The 19,993-nt window shown below is 68.8% G+C and carries 17 protein-coding genes; 12 read left to right on the plus strand and 5 right to left on the minus strand.

Annotated elements, in window-relative coordinates; genetic code table 11:
- Nucleotides 1-12: 12 nt before the first annotated feature.
- The 3 genes from AC5ZH6_RS08490 to AC5ZH6_RS08500 are packed head-to-tail and all read right to left on the minus strand — an operon-like array spanning nucleotide 13 to nucleotide 2,302.
- A complete protein-coding gene (locus tag AC5ZH6_RS08490; protein ID WP_006372240.1) occupies nucleotides 13-324 on the minus strand; it encodes an exodeoxyribonuclease VII small subunit in 312 nt (103 codons plus the stop codon).
- A complete protein-coding gene (gene xseA / locus AC5ZH6_RS08495) occupies nucleotides 321-1,613 on the minus strand; it encodes an exodeoxyribonuclease VII large subunit (RefSeq protein ID WP_006372239.1) in 1,293 nt (430 codons plus the stop codon). The genes AC5ZH6_RS08490 and xseA overlap by 4 nt, the downstream gene beginning before the upstream one ends.
- Nucleotides 1,610-2,302 (minus strand): lipid droplet-associated protein, encoded by a 693-nt coding sequence (locus AC5ZH6_RS08500; protein WP_006372238.1) that lies wholly within the window; start codon nucleotides 2,300-2,302, stop codon nucleotides 1,610-1,612. The genes xseA and AC5ZH6_RS08500 overlap by 4 nt, the downstream gene beginning before the upstream one ends.
- Nucleotides 2,303-2,354: 52 nt before the next feature.
- Here AC5ZH6_RS08500 and AC5ZH6_RS08505 point away from each other — a divergent pair, with 52 nt between their 5' ends.
- On the plus strand, nucleotides 2,355-3,308 hold the full coding sequence (locus AC5ZH6_RS08505) for a 4-hydroxy-3-methylbut-2-enyl diphosphate reductase (RefSeq protein WP_014359464.1): 954 nt from the start codon (nucleotides 2,355-2,357) through the stop codon (nucleotides 3,306-3,308).
- 33 nt (nucleotides 3,309-3,341) lie between these two features.
- On the opposite strand, the gene mycP is transcribed toward AC5ZH6_RS08505, so the two are convergent.
- Nucleotides 3,342-4,706 carry a type VII secretion-associated serine protease mycosin gene (mycP, locus tag AC5ZH6_RS08510; protein WP_006372236.1) on the minus strand — a complete coding sequence of 455 codons (1,365 nt, stop codon included), beginning with the start codon at nucleotides 4,704-4,706 and terminating at the stop codon, nucleotides 3,342-3,344.
- A 71-nt stretch (nucleotides 4,707-4,777) separates the two neighbouring features.
- Nucleotides 4,778-6,310, minus strand: coding sequence for a type VII secretion integral membrane protein EccD (gene eccD, locus AC5ZH6_RS08515; RefSeq protein WP_006372235.1), 1,533 nt, complete (start codon nucleotides 6,308-6,310; stop codon nucleotides 4,778-4,780).
- Nucleotides 6,311-6,472: 162 nt separating this feature from the next.
- On the opposite strand from eccD, the gene AC5ZH6_RS08520 reads away from it, so the two are divergent.
- The 11 genes from AC5ZH6_RS08520 to glmS all read left to right on the plus strand — a co-directional run bounded on the left by AC5ZH6_RS08520 (nucleotide 6,473) and on the right by glmS (nucleotide 19,991).
- Entirely contained in the window at nucleotides 6,473-10,705 is a 4,233-nt protein-coding gene (locus AC5ZH6_RS08520) for a type VII secretion protein EccC (RefSeq protein WP_020171754.1), read from the plus strand.
- A 5-nt stretch (nucleotides 10,706-10,710) separates the two neighbouring features.
- Nucleotides 10,711-12,036: a type VII secretion-associated protein gene (locus AC5ZH6_RS08525; protein ID WP_496169196.1), complete on the plus strand. Its 1,326-nt coding sequence runs from the start codon at nucleotides 10,711-10,713 to the stop codon at nucleotides 12,034-12,036.
- Between the two features lie 221 nt (nucleotides 12,037-12,257).
- A complete protein-coding gene (rplM, locus tag AC5ZH6_RS08530) occupies nucleotides 12,258-12,701 on the plus strand; it encodes a 50S ribosomal protein L13 (protein WP_006372232.1) in 444 nt (147 codons plus the stop codon).
- A complete protein-coding gene (gene rpsI / locus AC5ZH6_RS08535) occupies nucleotides 12,698-13,294 on the plus strand; it encodes a 30S ribosomal protein S9 (RefSeq protein ID WP_006372231.1) in 597 nt (198 codons plus the stop codon). The genes rplM and rpsI overlap by 4 nt, the downstream gene beginning before the upstream one ends.
- Before the next feature lies 1 nt (nucleotide 13,295).
- Entirely contained in the window at nucleotides 13,296-14,624 is a 1,329-nt protein-coding gene (glmM, locus tag AC5ZH6_RS08540) for a phosphoglucosamine mutase (RefSeq protein WP_006372230.1), read from the plus strand.
- 13 nt (nucleotides 14,625-14,637) lie between these two features.
- Entirely contained in the window at nucleotides 14,638-15,333 is a 696-nt protein-coding gene (locus AC5ZH6_RS08545) for an HAD family hydrolase (RefSeq protein ID WP_006372229.1), read from the plus strand.
- Between the two features lie 169 nt (nucleotides 15,334-15,502).
- A complete protein-coding gene (locus tag AC5ZH6_RS08550) occupies nucleotides 15,503-15,877 on the plus strand; it encodes a hypothetical protein (protein WP_006372228.1) in 375 nt (124 codons plus the stop codon).
- The gene (locus AC5ZH6_RS08555) at nucleotides 15,870-16,913 is read left to right on the plus strand and encodes a hypothetical protein (protein WP_006372227.1); all 1,044 of its coding nucleotides are present in this window, start codon (nucleotides 15,870-15,872) and stop codon (nucleotides 16,911-16,913) included. Before AC5ZH6_RS08550 ends, AC5ZH6_RS08555 begins: the two co-directional genes overlap by 8 nt.
- Nucleotides 16,910-17,170, plus strand: a complete 261-nt coding sequence (locus tag AC5ZH6_RS08560) for a hypothetical protein (RefSeq protein WP_006372226.1) — start codon at nucleotides 16,910-16,912, stop codon at nucleotides 17,168-17,170. The genes AC5ZH6_RS08555 and AC5ZH6_RS08560 overlap by 4 nt, the downstream gene beginning before the upstream one ends.
- Before the next feature lie 10 nt (nucleotides 17,171-17,180).
- Nucleotides 17,181-18,122 (plus strand): dienelactone hydrolase family protein, encoded by a 942-nt coding sequence (locus tag AC5ZH6_RS08565; RefSeq protein ID WP_006372225.1) that lies wholly within the window; start codon nucleotides 17,181-17,183, stop codon nucleotides 18,120-18,122.
- Between the two features lie 6 nt (nucleotides 18,123-18,128).
- The gene (gene glmS, locus AC5ZH6_RS08570; RefSeq protein WP_006372224.1) at nucleotides 18,129-19,991 is read left to right on the plus strand and encodes a glutamine--fructose-6-phosphate transaminase (isomerizing); all 1,863 of its coding nucleotides are present in this window, start codon (nucleotides 18,129-18,131) and stop codon (nucleotides 19,989-19,991) included.
- The last annotated feature ends 2 nt before the right edge of the window (nucleotides 19,992-19,993 follow it).

A 19,993-nucleotide genomic window follows, 5' to 3' on the forward strand; every position in this document is an offset into this window, starting at 1 on the left:
CTGACTCGAAGCTCAGTCGTCGAACTCGTCGTCATCCTCCGTGTCGTCCTCGTGATCGAGTTCCTCACCGTCGTTGAGCACCGCCTCGATGCGTTCGCGTGCGCCGGCGAGGTGAGCCTCGCAGCGATCGGCGAGTGCCTCCCCGCGTTCCCACAGCGCGAGCGACGCGTCGAGGTCGAGGCCCCCTCGCTCGAGGGTCGCGACCACCTCGGCGAGTTCGTCGCGGGCTTGTTCGTATCCGAGTTCGTCGACCGGGGTGCGTCCGTCGTCGGAGGTGTCGGCCTTCTGTGAAGCCGAATTCTTGGCTGCCCGTTGGGGACTCACTGTTCCTCCTGCGCATGGTCGTCGGTCTCGTCGTGGTGGTGAGGGGAGTGCGCGGCCGATTCGATCGAGGTGACGTCGGCGTGAATCGATCCGTCGCCCAACCGGATTCGTAGCCGCGCCGACGTCGGCAGACCGTCCACGGAGTCGAGCACGTGCGGCGGGTCGGTGTCGACGCGCTGCACGACCGCGTAGCCGCGGGCCAGCGTCTGAGCAGGCCCCAGCGTCGCCAGCCGGGCCCCGAGATGTTCGGTGCGGCGGTCCTCGGTGTCGAGTCGGCCGATGAGGGTACGACGCAGATCGGCTCGCAGTCGGTCGACGCGTTCGTTGTGTCGGTCGAGCACGGTGAACGGATCGGCGAGCACCGGGCGGGCACGAAGGCCGGCGATCACCCGGTCCTCGCGGTGCACCCAGTTGCGCAGGGCGTGCGCGCTGCGGCGGCGCAGGGCGGCGATCCCGGCGAGTTCGGCCTCCACGTCGGGGACCACGCGTTTGGCCGCGTCGGTGGGGGTGGCGGCACGGATGTCGGCGACGAAGTCCAGGAGCGGATTGTCGGGTTCGTGGCCGATCGCGCTGATCACGGGCGTCGAACACGCGGCGACCGCCCGCAAAAGCGCCTCGTCGGAGAATGGCAACAGGTCCTCGACGCTGCCGCCGCCGCGGGCGATGATGATGACGTCGATGTCGGCGTGCGCGTCGAGCTCGCGAAGGTGGCCGATGATCCGCGGTACCGCCGTCGGGCCCTGCACCGGTGCATCGCGCACATCGAAGCGCACCGCCGACCACCGCGCCGAGGCCACCGACACCACGTCGCGTTGCGCGGCACTGGCGCGGCCGGAGATCAGGCCGATGGTGCGCGGTAGGAACGGGATCGGACGTTTCAGACGCGCGTCGAAGAGTCCCTCGGCGGCCAGCAGCTGCCGTAGCCGCTCGATGCGCAACAGCAGCTGACCCACGCCGATGGGGCGAATGTCGCTGACGCGCAACGAGATCGTGCCGCGGCCGGTGTAGTAGCTGGGACGACCGAGCATCACCACATGAGCCCCATCGGTGATCGGGACCTCGGTGCGGGCCAGCAGATCGGGGCTGCAGGTCACCGAGATGGAGATGTCGGCGGCCGGATCGCGCAGCGTCAGAAACGATGTGCGCGTACCGGGGCGGCGGCTGATCTGGGTGACCTGGCCCTCCACCCAGATCTGGCCGAGCCGGTGAATCCAGTCGGCGATCTTCGTGTTGACGGTGCGCACCGGCCACGGGTTGTCGGCCGAATTCGCCGAACCGCCACCGCTCACTTCGATGGCGTGCGCTTGTTCTCGGCCGCGGTGATCCGGTTGTCGATCATGGTGATGAACGGAGCGCGGTTGCGGTTGGCCTTCTCGTAGGCGAGCAACTCGGAGAGTTCGTCGACGCCGACCGACCTCAGCTTGGCACGCAGCTGGGCCAGGGTGAGGTTGTCGTATTCGGTGTATTCGACGACCTCGGGCACCGGACCGGTGGGCGCCGGGGTGTCACTGCCGGGGCCGGTGGTCGAGGAGGTGATGACCTCCTCGGGGGCCGATGAGTACAGCGCGAATCGCCCGGCGTTGGCGCGCGGGGCCGGCGACTCGGCGGGTGTGGACTCGGACGGCGCGGGCCCGGTGTCGTCGTCCGCAGCGGTGTCGTGCTCGTCATCGGTGGTGTCGGTGAGGCTCGCCCGCCCGGACTCGATCGGCACGACGGTATCGGCGACCTCGGCGTCATCCTCGTCGAACCGCGCCCACGCGGGTTCTTCGCTGGGGCGGTCGAAGATCATTTCCAGTGCGGTGTCGCCCTTGATGGCCAACTCGGCGATGCCCTGTTGGGCGCGCATCGCCAACTGCAGCGTCTCGCTGACCGCGGTCACCGGCAGGGTGAACAGCAGAGTCGGCAACTTGCGCGTCTCTTCGACGGCCGTGACGACGAGACCTGCGGCGATACGGGCCGGATAAGGAGCACGAACCATGGGTTCACTCTGCCATCTCGCGGCGAGTGGTCCAACACGTACCCTTGGGGACATGACTGAATCCAAGCGCATCCTGCTCGCCGAACCGCGGGGATATTGCGCCGGCGTGGATCGCGCCGTGGAGACCGTCGAGCGTGCACTCGACAAGCACGGTGCGCCCGTCTACGTCCGCAAGGAGATCGTGCACAACCGGCACGTCGTCGACACTCTCGCCGAGCGTGGCGCGATCTTCGTCGGCGAGACCGACGAGGTACCCGAAGGCGCCATCGTCGTGTTCTCCGCCCACGGCGTCTCCCCGGAGGTGCATCGCACCGCCGCGCAACGCAACCTCAAGACCATCGACGCCACGTGCCCGCTGGTCACCAAGGTGCATCAAGAGGCCAAGCGCTTCGCCCGCGATGACTACGACATCCTGCTCATCGGTCACGAGGGCCACGAGGAGGTCGAGGGCACCGCGGGGGAGGCGCCGGAGCACATCCAGCTCGTGGACGGTCCCGACGCCGTCGACACCGTGAGTGTGCGTGACGAATCGAAGGTCATCTGGCTCTCCCAGACCACGTTGTCGGTGGACGAGACGATGGAGACCGTGCGCCGCCTCCGTGAGAGATTCCCCGAGCTCAACGACCCGCCGAGCGACGACATCTGTTATGCGACCCAGAATCGTCAGGTCGCGGTCAAGGCGATGGCCCCGAAGTGCGACCTGGTGATCGTCGTCGGCTCGAAGAACTCGTCGAACTCGGTGCGGCTCGTCGAGGTGGCGCTGCAGAACGGCGCGTCGGCCTCCTACCTGGTCGACTATGCGCGGGAGATCGACCCGGCCTGGCTCGACGGCGTCGAGACCGTCGGCATCACCTCGGGTGCATCGGTGCCGGAGGTCCTGGTCCGTGGGGTCATCGACTTCCTGTCCGAGTACGGCTTCGATTCCGTAGAAAAGGTCACCACCGCCGAGGAAACGCTGACCTTCGCCCTGCCGCGTGAACTGCGGCCGGCTCGAACGGCCAAGTAACCCAACACCGGATCCGTCGTACCCGGATTCCGGTTAGTACTCGTCAGGGTCGAGTCGACGGACCCGACGATGAGGCAGTGAGAGCGCCAGAACCGCAACCACCACGGCCGCGGCGAGCCCCACGCCCACCAGCGCGACGTTGCGCGGGCTGTGATCGGGTGCCGGCGCCACCGCGGGAGCCGCGATCGCCGCAGGCACCTCGGGATCGGCGAGCGGTCCCTCGGGCAGCTCAGCGGTCAGCGCCGCGACGGTGTCGATGACCCCGTGACCGATCGCCTGATCGTGGCCCGGTCCCGGGGCGTGCGCGGTGCGGACGATACGGTCCATCACCTCACCCGCCGACAACCCCGGGTACCGTGCGCGGACCAATGCCACCGTGCCGGCGACGAACGGGGTGGAGAAGCTGGTGCCCAGCAACGGAAGCGGGCCCGAGTTGCTCCGCTGCGCGTTGACCAGCGACGAACTGCGGGGAGTGCTGTCGAGACTGATGATCCCGGTACCCGGTGCCGCGACATCGACCCACGGCCCGTGCAAGCTGAACGAGCTCGGCGCTCCGGTGCCGGCATCGACCGAGCCCACCGCGAGAACATAGGGCGAGAACCAGGCGGGACTGGCCACGGTCTGGACCGATCCCCACCCGTCGGGATCGCCGGGTAGCGGTGGCGGATTCTGTTCGGCACACGCCGACCCCTGCGACAGGTTGCCTGCAGCGACCACCACGACCACGTTGCGGTCGAAGGCGTAGCGGACCGCGGCGCCCAGCGAACGGTCGGCGGGCCGGGCACCCGCCGGGGAACACGCCACCTCGGAGATGTTGATGACCGTGGCACCGAGGTCGACGGCGCGGACCACCGCGTTGGCGAGGGTGGTCACCGACCCGTATCCGCCGCCGACCGCCGGGTCCGCGTCGTCGCGACGCCGGTCCTTGGCGTCGAAGGCGCTGCTGGACTGGCGAATCGAGATGATCGAGGCATCCGGTGCGACTCCGGAGAACGCGTCGTCAGGCGACGAGGCGGCCGCGATGAGCCCGGCCACCAGCGTGCCGTGCGCATCACAGTCGGCGAGTCCGTCGCCACCCGAGACGTAGTCGCCGCCGCCGCGCAATCGAGGCAGTCGGGGATGCGGCGTGACACCGGTGTCGATCACGGCGACGCGTTGTCCCGCTCCGCGCGAAAAGCGCCAGGCCTCTTCCAGATTCATCATCTGTTGAGCAGGAGAGGGCTGGCTCGCGGCGGTGACGGCGACGGGTCGCGCGCAGAGCGTGCGTTGTTCGGTGGGTTCGGGCGGCGCCACCGGGGCGGACCGGTTCAACGCCCCCGGATCGACCTGAGGCGGACTCAGCGCGAAGGCGGGCCCACCACCGGAGACGGCGACAAGCGTGGCGACGGCCAGTGCCATGGCGAGGCCGGTCGGGAAACGACGACGACGGACAACTCCGGACGCCGGTCGCCCAGCTCCGTGACGGACCACTAGATGTCCCGAACCGTCTGGTACAGATCGAGAATCCAGACGAGCAGCGGCACGATCACCACGATCAGGGCGTACTCGCCGAGCTCGGCGAGGCGTCGCATCACCGGCGAGAACTCATGTCCGGGTGCGAGCACACCGACCACGAGTGCGACAACGAGAGCTGTTGCCGCGACCACGAATCCGACGAACGGCCACCACCCGTCGACCGCGGTCAACGAACCGACGAGCGCAGCGAGGGTCAGCACCCCACCGCCGATCAGGACACACGCCTGCACGAGGTCGCTGTGTGAGCGGCCGCGCAGGCACAACACGACGGCCAGGATGACCGCCAGTGCCATCGACTTGGCGTCGACGCCGTTCCACGGGGTCGCGGTGATGACCGCGGCGGGGCCGATCACCGCGGTGGCACCGGCCACGATGCCCGTGAGATAGGCGTTCGCCAGATACGAACGACGTTCGAGCGCATCGGCTTTCGGAAGAGCCATCGCTCCGATCGCGCCGATGCCCTCGATGGTGGGGACAGGCTGGGCGTCGTCCGGATCGAGCGGCACACCAGCCGTCGGCACCGGCGGCAGCGGTAGTTTCGCCAACACGATCGTCAGCCGGGGCGCCATCGCGACGACGAGCAACGCCGCGGCCGCGCCGACGGCGGCGACATTGCGCGTCGAGCTGTCGATGAGCAGAGCGGCCAGCGAGATCGCACCACCGATCACCGAGGCGGTCAGCAGGGCGGCGTGCACCACCGCGCCGACCGCGCTCAGCCGATAGGACACGACGCAGACGAGCACCACCACCGCGAACCCCAGCGAGAGATGCGCGGAGCCGTAGGGTCCGGGAACGGTGAGCATGCCGGCCACGAACGCCGTCGGAGCGGCCGCGGCAGCCAGGACCGTCGCCGTGGTGTCGTCGCGATATCGATGGGCGACGATGGCCGATGCGGTGACCAACGCCAGCGTCATCGTCGCGGCCGGGATCGCCGGCCACCAGACATCGGCATGCCACCGCATCCCGGCCAGGGCCACCGCGCCGACGATGCCCGCCAGGATCGCCGCGGCGAATCCGATCACCCGGGCTCCCTGCGCCGACCAGTTGGCGAAGCGCGATTCGTTCAGGCGCGCAACGGCATCGACGACGTCGTCGAACAGTGCCGGCGAATCGTCGGTGCGCACCGAGGTGACCATCAGCAGGTCGCCGTCACGCACCCCGGAGTCGGCGAGCGAACGGTTCACGGGCAGCGGCGGCTGCCCGATGCGCGACAGGGTCCATCGTGACCGCCGATCGAGCACGTTGTCGCCGCTCGGATCCGGCTCGGTGTCGTCGGGGTCTCGCCGGCGCGGGCTGCGCGACTCGATCTGGGTGACGAGATCGCCGAGGAGCGCAGCCACCGGGACTGCAGCCGGAAGTGCGACGTCGAGCTGGGTGTTGCCGCCGAGCACCGACACCCGTACCAACGCGGGTTCGATCGACGGCGCCGACGCCCGCAGCGCACCGTTCTCGGCGGGTGCCGCTGGTCGGGTATCCACAGATGACATCTCGACGTTCCTCCCCCTTGATTCGCAGTTACCATAACCACACGTTCGGCTTTGGGTGAGATGTCCTATTCGTTCCGGTGGATAACACGGTGTACGGAACGTCTCGGTGAGTCGACGGGGGACAACGCGCGAGGGGCGAGGTAGAGGGGACGAGGGGGACAGGTGAGCACAACCGATGGTTTCGTGCGGCGGCCACGGATCACGCCACCACGTGCGCCCGGTGGTGAACTGAACATCCAGCCGCCCCCGGATGTGCCGCGGGTGGTTCCGGGCGGGATGTTGCTGAAGTTGCTGCCGGTGATCATGGTGGTCGCGGTCATCGGCATGTTGGCGATGATGTTCGCGACCGGGGGTCGCAACATCCTGACCAATCCGCTGTTCATGATGTTCCCCCTGATGATGCTGATGTCGATGTTTGGAATGTTCGCAGCGGGAGGTCGTGGGGGCGGCAAGAAGGCCGCCGAACTCAACGAGGAACGCAAGGACTACTTCCGCTACCTCGCCGGCCTGCGCACGCAGGTCGGCGACACCAGTGGTGCACAGCGTGCGGCGTTGGCCTGGAGCCATCCCGATCCGCGCAGCATTCCCGATCTGATCGGGACGCGCCGGATGTGGGAGCGGCGACCGGCCGACAACGATTTCGCGCATGTGCGGGTCGGTCTGGGTACGCAGCGATTGGCCACCCGTCTGGTGCCGCCGGAGACCGGGCCGCTGGAGGATCTCGAGCCGGTGTCGATGGTCGCGCTGCGGCGATTCGTCCGGACGCATTCGGTGGTGCACCGACTGCCGACCGCGGTGTCACTGCGGGGCTTTCCGGCCATCAACATCGAGGGTGTGCGTCAGGAGACCCGAGAACTGCTGCGCGCCATGGTCATCGAGTTGTGTGCCTTCCACGGGCCGGACCATCTCCGGGTGGCCGTGGTGACCGCCGACCCGGCCGGTGAGGCCTGGGACTGGGCGAAGTGGCTGCCGCACGTCGGGCATCCCTCGTTGGCCGATGCCGTCGGACCGATGCGGATGATCTTCCCGACATTGGCGGACCTGGAGACCGCGCTCGCCACCGAACTGGCCGACCGCGGCCGGTTCTCCCGGTCGGCGCCGCCGACTCCCGGTCGGGTGCACCTGGTGGTGATCATCGACGACGGCAGGGTGACCGGAGCCGAGCGGCTCGTCAACGACGCCGGGATGGAGGGCGTCACCGTACTCGATCTGACCGCACCACCCGACGGGCTCGCCGCCAGACGCGGACTGCAGCTGGTGGTCTCCGACGGCACGGTGTCGGCGAGAAGTGCCTATGGCACCGAGGATTTCGCGACGATGGATGCGTTGGGTATCGCCGAATGCGAGGCCATGGCCCGACGGCTGGCTCGCTATCGGTTGGCGACGGCGGCCTCCCTGGCCAGTCTCGATTCCGAGGCCACCGCCCTCGACCCCGGACTACCGGCGTTACTGGGCATCGACGATGTGTCCCGCTTCGATACGGCGGTGCACTGGCGAGGGCGCACCGGGCGTGACCGCTTGCGCGTTCCGATCGGCTACACACCATCGGGTGGGACAGTCGAACTCGACATCAAGGAGAGCGCGCACGGCGGCACCGGTCCGCACGGGTTGTGCATCGGCGCAACCGGTTCGGGAAAGTCGGAATTCCTGCGCACGCTCGTGGTGGCGATGCTGGCCACCCACTCACCCGCCGAGCTCAATCTGGTCCTCGTCGACTTCAAGGGCGGCGCCACCTTCCTCGGGCTCGAACGCAGCCCCCATGTGGCGGCCTTGATCACCAACCTCGAGCAGGAATTGGCGATGGTCGACCGGATGAAGGATGCGCTGTCGGGGGAATTGAATCGTCGTCAAGAAGTGTTGCGCGCGGCCGGGAACTTCGCCAACGTCACCGAATACGAACAGGCCCGCGCCGCCGGCGCTCCGTTGCAACCCCTGCCGGCATTGTTCATCGTCGTGGACGAGTTCTCCGAATTGCTGGCGCAGAAACCGGATTTCGCCGAACTGTTCGTCGCGATCGGACGGCTCGGGCGGTCGCTGCACATTCATCTGCTGCTTGCCTCCCAACGACTCGAGGAGGGCAAGTTGCGCGGTCTCGACAGCCACCTCTCGTATCGGATCGGTCTGAAGACGTTCTCGGCGAACGAATCCCGATCGGTACTCGGGGTTCCCGACGCGTACCATCTGCCCAGCGTGCCCGGTTCGGGATACCTCAAATGCGATGCGGGCGAGCCGATCAGGTTCAACACCTGCTACGTCTCGGGTCCGTATCAACCGCCCGCCGACGTGCGAGACACCGTGACCGGGGTCGGTGACGCGCCGGGGTTACGGGGTGCGATGAAGATGTTCACCGCCCTGCCCGTCCCGTTCGACGCCGCCGACGACGCCTCGGGCCTGGATACGACGGGGACGAATCGGGTGCCGCCCGCCGCGTCCGTTGGTGCCGGTGGCTCGGTGCTCGACCAGGCGGCCGCACTGCTGTCGGCGGTGCCGCCCGCCTCCTCACCCCCTTCCGTGCCGGCCCCCACTGCGTCCACCCCACCTGCGTCGACCCCACCTGCGTCCACCGCCACCTCCGACATCCCACCGGAGCCGGCGGGCGTGACCGCCGGAACCGTGAGCGTTCCGTCCCTGCTGCAGACCCTCGTCGGACGGATCGCCGGTGCCGGGCCCAGCGCCCACGAGGTCTGGCTGCCACCGCTCGACGAGTCGCCGACCGTCGACGGGTTGATCGGCGACCGCGACTTCTCGACACCGTCGGCACCCGGCGACCTGCGGGTACCGGTCGGCATCATCGACCGGCCCTTCGATCAGCGCCGTGACCAGCACGTCCTGGACCTGTCCGGTGCGGCAGGCAACGTCGCGGTCGTCGGCGGCCCCCAGACCGGCAAGTCGACCGCGGTACGCACGCTGATCGTCGCCGCGGCCGCCACCCACACCCCCGAACAGGTGCAGTTCTACTGTCTGGACTTCGGTGGGGGTTCCCTCGCCGGTATCGCGGGCCTGCCCCACGTGGGTTCGGTCGCGACCCGCGGCGACATGGACGCGGTGCGTCGCACGGTCGCCGAGGTGACCGCGGTGGTGCGGGCGCGGGAGTTGCGGTTCGCCCGTCTCGGTATCGAGTCGATGTCCGATTACCGTGCGCGGCGCCAGGACTGGATGCGGACCGGCCGCACCGGGCCCGACGATCCGCTCGCCGATGACCCGCACGGCGATGTGTTCCTGGTTCTCGACGGGGTCGGCGTGTTGCGCGGGGAGATGGAGTTCCTGGAAGAACAGATCGGGATCATCGTCTCCCAGGGGCTTTCCTACGGCGTCCACCTGATCGTGACGGCCACCCGCTGGGCCGAGGTCCGCCCGGCGATGCGGGACCTGATCGGCAGTCGACTCGAACTACGCCTCGGTGACGCCATGGATTCCGAGCTCGGACGCAAAGCGGCCTCGCAGGTGCCGCACAACCGGCCCGGCCGTGGACTCAGCCCCGACGGTATGCATCTGCTGGTGGCATTACCGCGCCTCGACGGCGACCCCTCGCCGGCGACATTGCCGATGGGCGGACAACTCGCCCTCGACACGATCTCGCTGGCCTACCCCGACCGGCGAGCACTACCGGTGCGCAAGCTCGGCACCGAGATCTCCGCGGCACGCGTTGCCGAGCTCGTCGCCGACGCCGAGATCGTCCTCGGTCCCCACCAGGTGGCCATCGGAGTGGGGGAGCTCGAACTCGCCCCGGTCATCCTGGATTTCGGTGTGCAGCCCCACTTCATGGCCTTCGCCGACGTCGAGCACGGCAAGAGCACACTCCTGAAAACGATCATCTCGGGTTTGGTCGGCGGGGCCACGCCGGATCAGGTGAAGATCGTGCTGATCGACTACCGCCGCACCATGCTCGGCATCATCACCGGTGATCATCTCGCCGGGTACGCAAGTTCGGGGGAGAACGCGACGAAGATGATGCACCAGCTCGCCGCGTACTTCACCAAACGCCTGCCACCCGACGACCTCACCGTCGATGCGCTCAAGGCACGCAGCTGGTGGTCGGGACCGGACGTGTACATCGTCGTCGACGACTACGACATGGTCGCCACCTCGTCGGGGAATCCGTTGCTGCCCTTGATCGATCTGGCATCCCACGCCCGCGACATCGGTATGCACATAGTGTTGGCGCGTCGCTCCGGCGGACTCGGGCGGGCGCTGTTCGACCCGGTGATCGGGCGACTCAAGGATCTCTCGTCGGACATGCTGCTGATGAGCGGTGACCGCGACGAGGGATACATCACCGGACGAACCCGCATGCAGCGGTTGGTGCCCGGCCGCGGTGAACTCGTGTCCCGCACCCGCACGCAGGAGATGATCCAGGTCGCCACCTCCGACCCGACCGGTCCGCACACCCCATGACGGGAATGCTGGCCACCGACCGGGCCATCCCGGGCGCCGCGACGACGACCTCGGCGAGACCGCTCGTGATCGATCTCGCCTACGGGCACACCACGATCGGTGCCGTCGGCGGCCCGGACGTCACCGACCTCCTCGAGGCCATCGATGCGGACGTCATCGTCGCAGGCGGGGTCCGGATCGGCGTCGAACAACGCTGGCGTGAGGTGTTCGCGCAGATGATCGGCGGGTACCGCGGGCCCCTGCTCATCGGCCATCCCAGCACCTGGGGTGCCATACGTAGAGGGGTGCTCACCCGGGCCGCGGGCTCGCTGCGCCCGGACATCACGCTGGTACCCCGGGCGATCCTCGTCGCCCGCAGCCATGCCGATGCGACGGTCAGCAGGTGCGCCGTCGTCGAGACCACCCACCGGCCCACGCACCACTGCGCACCGGTGCCGCCGCGCTGGGGCGTGCAGCGTCTGCGTCGCGGGGCCGCCGGCTGGGAGATCGAGGATTCCGCGGTGCTCCGCCCGGCCGGCTCGACGGCCGCCGACGCCGCGGCGGTCGAAGAGGCGATCGACGACGGCGTCGAGGCGGTCTACGTCGACGGTGACGATCCGGCGGAGGTGGGCCAGGCCGTCGACCTGATCCTCGACCACGCTGTGGCCGGCCGGGTCGTGTCGGTCGATCGCCGACTGATCGCCCGCTGGGGTTCTCGCGTCGCCCACCTCGAGCCGCTGGATTTCGGCGACCTCGAGGCGCGGGTGGCCGCATCGTCGGGGCGCCGGCGTGTGGAGCTGACGCGATGGCAGGTGCTCGGCGCGACATTGGCGGTCGCGATGCTTGTTGTCGGTGTCGTCGCCGCGGTGGCGTTGACCCGACACGACCGGCCACCTGCGCCCGCCGACCACCGCGTCACCCAGGGGCGGACGAGTCTGCTGATCCCGACCGACTGGCAGCAGGCCGAGCAGAGTGCGCCGAGTGGTGCGACGTCCTCGTCGGTGCAGTCGCGCATCGTGTTCGTCGCCCCCGAGGACGGTAGCCGCATCCTGCTGGTCCAGAGCACCGTGCGGGCGGGCTCGACGCCGTCGTCGGTGGCGCTGAGCCTGCGCAATCGGATCGCCCAGCGTGGCGACGACGTGGTCAGTGAGTTCTCCGCGTCGACCCGCTTCGCCGGGCGGGATGTGATCAGCTACCGCGAGGCCCCGGCATCGGGTGCGCCGATCCGCTGGTACGTGCTCGTCGAGCACGATCTACAGGTGAGTGTCGGATGCCAGGCCGGCACCGGCGGTGACTCCGTCGACGAACCATGCGCGCAGGCGGTGGCCTCGGCGCGCATCGCCCCGGCCTGACCTGCGGGTGCCGACGGGTACTCCGCCGGCGCGGATGAAGCGTGTTTTGACCCTGACCTGGGCTCTCGCGTAGCCTGGATCGCTGGTACGTGGCACCTTCTCGTCGTGCTCATCGAGCGCGGTGCGAGGAGGTAGTCGAGGCCCGGGTCCCCACTGGTCGCCGGAACATCCTCTGCCGTCGTGCCCGACCAGCATCCATGACAAGAGTTGAAGGACCAACTGTGCCTACCTACACCCCGAAGGCCGGTGACATCACCCACGCGTGGCATGTCATCGACGCCACCGACGTGGTGCTCGGCCGGCTGGCCGTGCAGAGCGCGAACCTGCTCCGCGGCAAGCACAAGCCGACCTACGCCCCGCATGTCGACGGTGGCGATTTCGTCATCATCATCAACGCCGAGAAGGTCGCGCTGACCAGCAACAAGGCCGAGCGCAAGCTGAACTACCGGCACTCCGGGCATCCCGGTGGCCTCAAGGTCCAGACGACTGCCGAGTTGCTCGAGAGCCACCCCGAGCGCGTGGTCGAGAAGGCCATCACCGGCATGCTGCCGCACACCAAGCTCGGCCGCGCCATGGCGTCCAAGCTGAAGGTCTACGCCGGCCCGAATCACCCCCACGCGGCCCAGCGCCCCGTCCCCTTCGAGATCAAGCAGGTGGCCCAGTGAGCAACGAGAACATTTCCGACGAGGCCGTCGAGGCCGCCGTGGAGAACGCTGCCGAGGTCCAGGCTGCCGCCGGTGACGACACCGCAGCTGCCGAGAGCGCCGTCGAAGCCGCCGTCGAGGCTGTCGAGTCGGTCGAGCAGGCTGCCGACGACTACGACGCCGATGCCGTCGCCGAGCCCGCCTTCGATCGTGGCCCGGTCGTCATCGACCGCCCGATCCAGACCGTCGGTCGCCGCAAGGAGGCCGTGGTCCGTGTTCGCCTGGTGCCCGGCTCCGGTCAGTTCCACCTCAACGGCCGCACCATCGAGGAGTACTTCCCGAACAAGGTGCACCAGCAGCTGATCAAGGCCCCGCTGGTCACCGTAGAGCGCACCGAGTCGTTCGACATCTACGCCAAGCTCGTCGGTGGCGGCCCCTCGGGCCAGGCCGGCGCGCTGCGTCTGGCGATCGCCCGTGCCCTCATCGAGGTCACCCCGGAGGATCGTCCGGCCCTGAAGAAGGCCGGCTTCCTCACGCGCGACCCGCGTGCGGTCGAGCGCAAGAAGTACGGCCTGAAGAAGGCCCGCAAGGCGTCGCAGTACTCCAAGCGCTGACTTGGCACGCCTTTTCGGAACCGACGGCGTCCGAGGCCTGGCCAACGCCGAGCTCACCACCGAGCTCGCGTTGCGCCTGGCCTCGGCCGCCGCGTTCGTTCTCGGTACCGGCCCCCGACCCCGCGCGGTCGTCGGCCGGGATCCGCGCGCCTCGGGCGAAATGCTGGAGGCCGCGGTCTGCGCCGGGCTGGCCGCCTCGGGTGTCGATGCGATCCGCGTCGGCGTCCTGCCCACCCCGGCCATCGCCTTTCTCACCGCCGACTACGGCGCAGCGTTCGGCGTGATGATCTCGGCGTCGCACAATGCGATGCCCGACAACGGGATCAAGTTCTTCGGCGCCGGTGGCCACAAACTCGACGACGAGATCGAGGACCGTATCGCCGCGGCGATGGACACCGAGTTGCCCCGTCCCACCGGTGCCGGCGTCGGCCGACTGTCCGACGCGCCCGATGCGTCGCAGCGTTATGCCCGGCATCTGGCCGAGGCGATCGATGTGCGACTCGACTCGCTGACCGTAGTGGTCGACTGCGCCAACGGCGCAGCGTCACTCATCGCCCCGCAGGTCTACGCCGCCGCGGGGGCCACGGTCATCCCCATTCACGCCGACCCCGACGGCATCAACATCAACGAGGACTGCGGCTCGACCCACATGGGGAAGTTGCAGGCCGCGGTACTCGAACACGGCGCCGACCTCGGGTTGGCCCACGACGGTGACGCCGATCGGTGTCTCGCGGTCGATTCCACCGGCCAGATCGTCGACGGCGACCACATCATGGCGATTCTCGCAGCCGCGCTGCACCGCCACGGACGCCTGCACGAGGGCGTGCTCGTCGCCACGGTGATGAGCAACCTCGGCCTGCACATCGCGATGCGGGAAGCGGGAATCACGTTGCGCACCACCGCTGTCGGCGACCGCTACGTCCTCGAGGAACTCCGCCGCGGTGGCTTCTCGCTCGGCGGCGAACAATCCGGGCACATCGTCGTCCCGGCCTCGGGCACCACAGGCGACGGCATCCTCACCGGTCTGCTGCTGATGGCGGAGATGGTCGAGAGCTCCTCGCGACTGGCCGATCTCGCGGCCGTCATGACGGTGTTGCCGCAGGAACTGATCAACGTGCGCGTCACCGACAAGCATGCGGTCGCCACCGCGGCGGCCGTCACCGAGGCGGTCTCGGCCGCAGCGGCCGAGCTCGGTGACGGAGGTCGAATCCTGTTGCGCCCGTCCGGAACCGAGCAGTTGGTTCGCGTGATGGTGGAGGCACCGACCCCGGATCTGGCACACACGATCGCCGCGCGCGTCGCCGACGTCGTCGAGACCGCCGGCGCGTGACGCACACACGGTCATGAGCGGTGTCCCGAAGGCTGTCCTGTTCGATTTCTCGGGCACGCTCTTCCGCTTCGAGGCACGTGACGAGTGGTTCGCCGACCTCCACGACCAGCAGGGCCGGCCGCTGCACGTCGACGCGCAGGCCGAGTTGGTGCGCCGGATGACCCAGCCGGTCGGATTGCCCGCCGACATCATCGACGACGACCGGATCGCCTGGGAGCAGCGAGATCTCGATCCCGTCCAACATCGGCGCGCGTATCTGGCGATGCTGCGCACTTCTGGGCTCACCGTGCCCGGCCAGGCGGAATCGCTGTACGAACGGGTACTCGACCCGCACTCGTGGGTACCCTTCCTCGACACCGCGGCGGTCTTGACCGCGCTGTCCGCCCGGCGGATTCCCGTGGGCGTCGTCAGCAACATCGCCTTCGATCTCCGAAAAGTCTTGGCGCTGCACGACCTCGCCGACACCGTCGGCGCGTACGCGCTGTCCTACGAGGTCGGTGCGATCAAACCCAATCCCCGGATCTTCCATGCCGCGCTCGATGCGCTCGGCGTGGCGGGCTATGACTGCCTGATGGTCGGGGACAGCGAGGAGGCCGACGGCGGAGCCCGCCGGATCGGCGCCGCCTTCGAACTCGTGCACGACCTCCCGCCGGAGCAGCGGCCCACCGCGCTCGGCGACGCCGTCCGCGCGCACGGCATCGACCTCTGACGGTGCGACCGGCCCGGAGAAGAAAGCCGCGCACGTCGGCGCCCGATACGTGAGACTTGGGTCAGTTGGGTGAAACCTGGCGTGAGGGGAACCACGGGGACGTCGCGTGCGTCCAACCTCACGGTGGACATCTCGAGGCGAGTGATGATGGGCAGGGGAGGGAGTCGGTATGAAGCACGAGGCAGCCTCATCCGAGGAGGCGACCGGGGTGACGTCGAGGGCCGGGGTGTCGGTGGAAACCGACGAGGTGCTCGCCGTCGCCGACTTCTATCGCAAGACCTCGCAGGTACTCGCGGTGGCCGCGGGCGACCTCGACGAGCACCGATTCGGCACCTGGGCCGCCGACGATGACGACCACGCCCGGCTCGCCGGCCGCTTCACCGAGATCAGCCGGGTGCTGACCGGACGATTGCGTGATCAGTCGGAGTCGGCCGCGGCGCTCGCAGAGCTCCTGACGCGCGGACTCGCCGCGATCGATGCCGCCGACGACGAGGCGGCGCGAGGTGTGTCCGCCGCGGTGGCGGGAGCTGATTCGGATGGCTGATCCGTCGGAAACACTTGTCGCGCTACGTGATCGGGCGATCGCGGGCGTCGAGGACCTGATCTCGGTGCTCGGTGCCGGCCGCGTCGTCGGGGTGGCCGTCCCCGCCGACGATGAACTCCGGGCAGTACTGGCGCGGACCGGACGGCTCGACATCCCCGGGCTGGCCGCCGACGCACGCCGGCTGGCCGCCGTGCACCGGGTCGTCGCCGACCAGATGCACCGGCTGCCCGAGCAGCAGATACGTCTCGACCACGGCTGGTCGTCAGGTGCCGGAGCCGTTGCCGTCGGCCTGGTGATCGAACACCAACGCCGCGCCGAGGCCGATCTGGCGGTGGTCCGCTCCGTGGCGGAGGCGACGAGCGCCGCAGCGGCGGGAATCGATCAGATCCTGCGTACCTGGTATCGCACGGTGGCCCGGCTGTCATCGCCGCTGGTCGCAGGCGTGCCATTGCCCGAGCTACCCGCGGCGGTGCTGACCGGTCGTGTCCCGCCCGCTGTGGTCGCCGCCGACATCACCTCCCGGATCGCGCTGCTGACCACGACCGCACACGCCACTCAAAGCGGTGTGCAGGCAATTCTGTCGATCCTTACCCGATCCGCCGACGAGTGGGATCTGACTCAACGCACCGAGGCACCGGCGCGGGTGCGCGTGCCGGATGGTGACGGCGGTTCACCGGACGAGCGAGGCGATGTCCCCGTCGAGGGCAAGGTACCGACGCCCGACGCCGCGCGACCCGTGGCCGCCGGACAACCCGCGCACGTCACGGTGACCGACGGATCGCCCGCCGTCGAACCGAAGTCGAGTCCGGCCCCGGACGGCCCCGACGTACCGTTCACACTCACCGCGGAGGAGGCGGGCACTGGTCAGACCGGCTCGAGTATCCAGCCGGCCCCGAGACCCGAGCCGGCGCCGGCAGCCGAATCGCCTTCGACACCCCTAGCGGACCCAACACCCCAGTCGGCCCCGGCACCTGCGCCGAGTCCCGGAACCCAGCGGGCCCCGGCGTCGGATCTGGCTCTGGCAGGTGATCAATGAACGCGGCCGAGCAGATCGAACACCTCACCCGATCGACGATCGGGAGCCTGACCGCCGCGTCCCGCGAGTTCAGCGAGACGCAGCAGGTGCTGGTGGCCCGACTCGACGATCACCAGCACGCACACCGCACCGAGGTGTCGCAACTGCGCACCGACCTGCAGACCGCGGCCGATGCCGCCGACAACGCCACGCCGCGGATCCTGCTGCCCGCCGACATCGCCGAGGCCAGTCCCCACGGCGCGGCCGCAACCGAATAGGCTGTTTCCCGTGTCCGGCAAGAAGCGATCCAGCAAGCCGTCCAAGCCCCCTGCCAAGCAGTTCAAGGCGTTGACGAGGCGCGGTCCGCACCGTGTGCTCGCGGGCAATCTGGGCATCGTCGGAATCGAGGGGCGGGTGTTCACGCCCGCCGAGGGCACCCGGTTACCGGCCATCGCGTTCGGCCACACCTGGCTGTCCGGCGGCAACCGATACCGGGACCTGGCCTACCACCTGGCCTCGTGGGGTTTCGTCGTCGCACTCCCACAGGGGCAGCGCGGACTGATGCCCTCGGATGTGGGACTTGCCGCCGAGATGCGTTCGGCACTCGGTGTGGTCTGCAGTGCGCCCCTCGGCGACGGCGGGATCACCGTCGACGCAGCGAAGGTCGGGTTCGCCGGACACGGCTTCGGCGCCGCGGCCGCGGTGCTCGCCGCCTCCGACGAGCTGTTGCTGGGTCAGGAACCGGTGCCGACGTCGGGTGTGGTGGCGATCTTCCCCGCCCCGACGACCGCATTGCTGCCGGCCGCCGCGCCACGCGTCACCGCGCCCGGGCTCATCCTGGCCGCCGGGACCGAACTCGACACCTTCGACGCCAATGCCCGTCCGCTCGCGCGCGTGTACGGCGGTGATGTGGTGTTGCGCACTCTGCCTGCCGCAACCAGTCGCGGGCTTCTCGAACGCCGCACCTGGAAGACGATCCTCGGGGCGAACGGGGCCGACAAGACCACACATCGGCAGGTCCGCGCACTGATGACGGGATTCCTCCTGCACACCGTTGCCGGCGACACCGACTATGCCGGGTTCGGTGACCCGCAGGCCGTCATCGGCAAGAGTCTGGTTGTCGACCCCTCCGACGAGCCCGAACACGAGTTGGATCACATCTCTCGTCTGCTCGGCGCCAAGCCCCGCGAACAGCGTGGCCGGATCGCCCGCAGAATCCCGGTACCCTGACCTTCTATGTGTGGAATCGTCGGATATGTGGGAGGGCGTGACGCCCTCGACATCGTGGTCGAAGCGCTGCGGCGGATGGAGTATCGCGGCTACGACTCGGCGGGTGTGGCAATTCTCGACGGCCACGGGCATACCGCGATCGAGAAGAAGGCCGGACGGCTGGAGAACCTCGACAAGGTGATCGCCGGCGTCGGGCGGGAGAAGCTGTCGGGCACCACCGGGATGGGCCACACCAGGTGGGCGACCCATGGTCAGCCGACCGACCGCAACGCGCACCCGCACGCGAGCACCGACGGCAAGCTCGCCGTGGTGCACAACGGCATCATCGAGAACTACGCGCCGCTGCGTGACGAACTCGAGGCCGACGGTATCGAGTTCACCTCCGACACCGACACCGAGACCGCGGTCCATCTCGTCGAACGCGAGTATGTGAACGGCCCCGACGCCGGTGACTTCGTGGCGAGTGCCTACCGCGCCCTGCGCCGTCTCGAAGGTGCGTTCACGCTGGTGTTCACCCACTCCGATCATCCGGGCACGATCGTGGCGGCACGCCGCTCGACCCCGCTCGTGGTGGGCGTGGGTGTCGGCGAGATGTTCGTCGCATCCGACGTGACGGCGTTCATCGAGCACACCCGCGAAGCGGTGGAGCTCGGCCAGGACGAGGTCGTGGTGATCACCGCCGACAGCTACGCCATCACCGACTTCGACCAGAATCCCCGGGCGGGTAAACCGTTCCACATCGACTGGGACCTCGCCGCCGCCGAGAAGGGCGGCTACGACTTCTTCATGCTCAAGGAGATCGCCGAGCAGCCCGCCGCGCTGGCCGATACCCTCCTCGGCCATCTCGAGGAGGGCCGCATCGTCCTCGACGAGCAACGCCTCACCGATCAGGACCTGCGTGACGTCGACAAGGTCTTCGTCGTGGCCTGCGGCACGGCCTACCACGCCGGGATGCTGGCCAAGTACGCGATCGAGCACTGGACGCGACTGCCCGTCGAGGTCGAACTCGCCAGCGAGTTCCGTTATCGGGACCCGGTGCTGGATCGCTCGACGCTGGTCGTGGCGATCTCGCAGTCCGGCGAAACCGCCGACACCCTCGAGGCCGTCCGGCACGCCAAGGACCAGAAGGCCCGGGTGTTGGCGATCTGCAACACCAACGGCGCGCAGATCCCGCGCGAGTCCGACGCCGTGCTCTACACCCACGCCGGACCAGAGATCGGGGTGGCCTCCACCAAGTGTTTCCTCGCCCAGATCGCGGCGGCCTACATGGTCGGCCTGGCTCTGGCCCAGGCTCGCGGGACCAAGTACGCCGACGAGGTCGCCCGCGAGTTTGCGGCGATGGAGCACATGATCGAGGCGGTCCGTGACGTCCTGGGCACGATGGAACCGGTGCGCGAGCTCGCTCACTCGCTGGCCCATCACAACACTGTGCTGTTCATCGGCCGTCACGTCGGGTATCCGGTGGCGCTCGAGGGTGCGCTGAAACTCAAGGAACTCGCGTACATGCACGCGGAGGGTTTCGCGGCCGGCGAGCTCAAACACGGCCCGATCGCACTCATCGAGGACGGCTTGCCGGTGATCGTCGTGATGCCCTCACCCGACGGTCGTGCGGTCCTGCATTCGAAGATGGTCTCCAACATCCGGGAGATCCAGGCCCGCGGGGCAGTCACCATCGTGATCGCCGAGGACGACGACGCATCGGCGAAATCCGTTGCCGATCACTTCATCCCGATCCCCAAGACGCCGACGCTGTTGCAGCCGCTGGTGTCGACGGTGCCGTTGCAGGTGTTCGCCGCCAGTGTCGCGCAGGCCCGTGGCTACGACGTCGACAAGCCTCGCAACCTGGCCAAGTCGGTCACGGTCGAGTAGGT

It is taken from the genome of Gordonia sp. YC-XJ4 (assembly GCF_059511865.1).